The sequence below is a fragment of the Corallococcus sp. AB018 genome (assembly GCF_003986945.1).
GTDB lineage: Bacteria > Myxococcota > Myxococcia > Myxococcales > Myxococcaceae > Corallococcus > Corallococcus exiguus.
Genome location: NZ_RAWR01000422.1, coordinates 1 through 2,251 on the forward strand (window position 1 = coordinate 1; position 2,251 = coordinate 2,251).

4 protein-coding genes are annotated in these 2,251 nt (G+C 70.0%); 1 reads left to right on the forward strand and 3 read right to left on the reverse strand.

The window, feature by feature from the left end:
* On the reverse strand, positions 1–549 hold a 549-nt coding region (locus D7Y11_RS42390), incomplete at its 3' end, for a GYF domain-containing protein (RefSeq protein WP_126936504.1).
* Between the two features lie 141 nt (positions 550–690).
* Between D7Y11_RS42390 and D7Y11_RS42395 the strand changes: the two genes are divergently transcribed.
* Positions 691–984 (forward strand): FYDLN acid domain-containing protein, encoded by a 294-nt coding sequence (locus D7Y11_RS42395; RefSeq protein ID WP_120581691.1) that lies wholly within the window; start codon positions 691–693, stop codon positions 982–984.
* A gap of 194 nt (positions 985–1,178) precedes the next feature.
* Here the strand turns inward: D7Y11_RS42395 and D7Y11_RS42400 are convergent, their stop codons facing one another.
* Together D7Y11_RS42400 and D7Y11_RS42405 are read right to left on the reverse strand one after the other, a co-directional pair.
* Complete coding sequence (locus D7Y11_RS42400) at positions 1,179–1,364, reverse strand: hypothetical protein (RefSeq protein WP_121780343.1); 186 nt, start codon at positions 1,362–1,364, stop codon at positions 1,179–1,181.
* Between the two features lie 161 nt (positions 1,365–1,525).
* On the reverse strand, positions 1,526–2,251 hold a 726-nt coding region (locus tag D7Y11_RS42405; protein WP_126936505.1), incomplete at its 5' end, for a carboxypeptidase regulatory-like domain-containing protein.

The window sequence follows — 2,251 nt, forward strand, 5'->3', positions numbered from 1 at the left end:
GGGCGGAGGCGGCGGCTCAGGCGCGGCGGCGGGCGCGAGCAGCGCGGCCAGCTCCGGGATGTCCGAACCGCGCTTCCAGTCCGGCATGCCCTGGCGCCAGAAGAAGCTGCGCGCACTGATGGTGCCCGCGGCCATCCACTCGGCCACGGCCGACTCGTCCAGCGGGCCCTCCTGCTTGTTGCGCACCATCACGAACCACGGTGCCCCGGCCGTCTGGCGGGGAGGCGCGGTGCGCGTGGGCTCATCGTCCCAGGGCGTCTGGGGGGCCGACGCAGGAGGTTTGGCCAGGGGAGCAGGAACTGCCGCGGCGGACACCGGTGCCGGAGCGGGGGCTGGCGCGGCGGCGCCACCTCCCGCCAGCGAACGCTCCTGGGCCCGGATGCGCTCCACGTCGGCGAGCGACACCACGCGGGTGCTCTCCTCCTCGGCGGGCCCTTCCACGGTGACGACGTTCTGGCAGTTCTTGCAGCGGACCTTGACCGTCTTGCCGCGGACCTTCTCGTCCGCAATGGAGTACCGCTTCTGGCAATTGTCGCAGGTGAAGTTCAAAGGGGGCGTCCGGCTCTCGGGGGAAACCGGCGGGGATGCTACCGCCAGAAATCTCCCGCGCAAACACACGGTTGACTCTGTTCTTCGGCCCATCTATTCAGCCGCCCTCGGTTTCACTCCAGGCTTCTACGAGGGTGGCGCATGCCGGCGAAGGATCTCGGGACCAAGCACTCGTGCTTCAAGTGCGGGACGAAGTTCTACGACATGAAGAAGCCGGACCCCATCTGCCCCAAGTGCGGGGCGGATCAGCGGGAGAACGTGGTCGCCAAGCCCACCGAGGGCCGGCGTGGCCGTCTGGCGGCAGCTCCGAAGGTCATCGAGCCCGAGCCCGAGGAGACGCCCGCGGCCGAGGAGGACGAGGAGAACCTCGACTCCTTCAGCGATGACGAGGAGTCCGAGTCCACCACCGAGGCCGCTGACGACGACGAGCTGTAAGGTCGCCCTCACGCCTGCATCATCAGGGGTCCCCCGAGCTGTTCGGGCGGGCCCCGTTGTCGTTTCCTGGCCCTGAGGCCACCGACCCGGAAACGGCCTGACCGGAGACGGGGGTCCCTCCCCAGGGGCCCACACCGCTCCGGGGTGTCATTTCTCAGGTGCCGCCCAGGCGCTTCAGCTGCCGCTCAGGCGCTTCAGCTGCCGCTCAGCCGCTCATGAGAGGACGCCAGCGACAGCTCGGTGAGCGCGCTCTCGATCTTCTCGTAGAGGTTGGGCCCCATCTCCTGCATGCCCACCGGCCGGGCGTCCTTGCGGCGCGCCCCCATGGGCAGGCGCTCCACCTCCACGGCTACCGTGGATTGCTTCCTGGTCTGATGCATCGCGACTCCCCCTCAGGCGGAAGTGTTGGCTTCCGAGAAAGCAATTTTGCCACCAAGACAGAAGTCTGAACAAGGGGCGTGCTTCCCGGCACTTATACGGAACCCCTGGCCCACGATTTCGTTGCCTCGGGGCCAGACGCGACAACGCTGTCAGGGACGCCCTATTTCCCCGAGCCGGCCTGACGCAGTGCTTCCACACCCCAGCTCTGATCGACCTGGACGGTCTCCCCCGCGCGGACGGTGACGGTCCGGGACGCTTCGGGGAGCCGGTCGTGCCAGAAGACGAGCGTGTGGGCCCCTTCCGGGACGCGCATCCGGAAGCGTCCGTCCGGGGTGGTGGTGGTGAAGTACGGGTGGTTGAAGGTGCGGACCACCGCGCGCATCCAGGGGTGCACGTCGCAGCGGACCTGGACGGTGCCCGGTTCGGCGGGCAGGGGGCGGCGCAGGGTCATGCCCTCCAGGGGCATGGCCACGTTGAAGACAGAACGGTTCGTCCCGGACTGGGCGCGCACGTTGTGCACCAGCGGGTCGGAGTTGCGCAGCAGCAGCTCGCCGCCGGCCTTCGCCGCGAGCGCGGGCGGTTCGTAGTGACACTGCTTCTGGTCCAGCACGGGCTGCGGCGCGGGCGTCTCCGGTTCAGCGAGCGCGGCGCCGTCCTGGAGCGACACCACGGCGTAGGCCAGGGCCCCTTCGCCCCCCACCACGAGCGAGCGGTCCTCCGCCTGGTCGCCACACACGCTGGCGACGGTGGCGGTGGTCGGCGCGCTGGGGGCCTGGGGAGGCGTCCCGGTCAGCACCACCCGCCCCTCGATTTCGCCCCACTTCACCGGCCCGGAGGGGCGCGGCGCCGCGCCCCTCCGGGCCGGTGAAGTGGGGCGAAATCGAGG